This is a genomic window from Streptomyces sp. NPDC031274, assembly GCF_055570235.1.
Map to the genome: position 1 here is coordinate 1 of NZ_JBVIHP010000425.1, position 1,092 is coordinate 1,092.

Annotated in this window: 1 protein-coding gene and 1 pseudogene; one reads left to right on the forward strand and one right to left on the reverse strand. The window is 66.7% G+C overall.

Annotation, left to right across the window (positions count from 1 at the left end):
• Positions 1-489, forward strand: a pseudogene (locus tag ACZ5CR_RS46895) (hypothetical protein); the annotation flags it as partial.
• On the opposite strand, the gene ACZ5CR_RS46900 reads toward ACZ5CR_RS46895, so the two are convergent.
• Positions 486-1,092 (reverse strand): phosphotransferase enzyme family protein (locus tag ACZ5CR_RS46900; protein WP_468870176.1); only part of this gene is annotated, 607 nt, incomplete at its 5' end. The pseudogene ACZ5CR_RS46895 and the gene ACZ5CR_RS46900 overlap by 4 nt on opposite strands.

Consider the following 1,092-nt stretch of genomic DNA (forward strand, 5'->3'; position numbering starts at 1 on the left):
GCCATGGAGGCGCGGGCGCTCGCTCGCCTCGGGGACGAAACGGGATGCGATGCCGCACTCGCCGAAGCCGAGCGGCAGTTGAGCCTCCGTACGGCCGACAGCGATCCGGCGTACATCGCGTACTTCGACGAAGTGGAGCTGGCGGCCGAGTTCGGTCACTGCTTCCGTGACCTCGGACGCTCTGTACAGGCGACGGAGCGGGGAGCGGGGTCCATCTTCAACGACGGCCTCAACAACCGCAGCGACTTCTTCGCGACCATGGTGCAGGCCGAGGCGTACCTCAACCAGGGCGAGATAGGTCGCGGGTTCGATATCGCCCTCGGCGCGCTACACCTCGGCGAGGGACTGAAGTCGGCGCGCTGCGTTCAGTACGTGCGGGAGTTCCACGGGCGTGTGACGGACGGCATGACGCGGGCCGTGGAGTTCCGCGAGTTCACGGAGCAGGCCGGCGCCTTCCGCCTGTGGCGACAGGTCACAGCGAAGGCCTAGAACGGGGCCCAGTCGCGGCGCGAGGCACCTGTCCTGAGCGTCTGCACCCGCTTTTCGACCTCCTCACTGGCACCCGGATCCGTGCCCGCGTTCTGCGACAGCCAGGTGACCATCAGCAGTTCGCGGATCCGGCGTAGGACCGGATAGCCGGACCACTCCCGGACATCGAAGCCGTACCCGTCCGCGAAATCCTCGTACTCGAGCTTCGTGTGCCAACCGAAGCTGTCGTAGTACATCGCGGTCTGCATGAGGTCCCACTCGCGCGGTCCTGTCACGAAGCCGTCGAGGTCGATGACCTTCGGTCGGCCAGCCTCATCACGCAGGACGTTGCCGACGTTGAAGTCCCCGTGCAGCGGACCAGCCGGGAGGGCGTACCGGAGGCGCCCGTACTCGGCCTCCAACTCCTTGGCCAGCCCAGCGAGGTAAGCCCGCGTCTCCGGCCTGATCTCAGCCCGCGCCAGGCGCTGCTCAACCTTGCTGAACGGACGGAGCTCGGGGAGAGCAAAGGACGGAGGCTCCAACTCATGGAGCCTCCGCAACAGTTCACCCATCTCGCGGGTGCTGGCGTACGTATCGCCGTCTGCCAGCCCTTCCCAAAAGGTC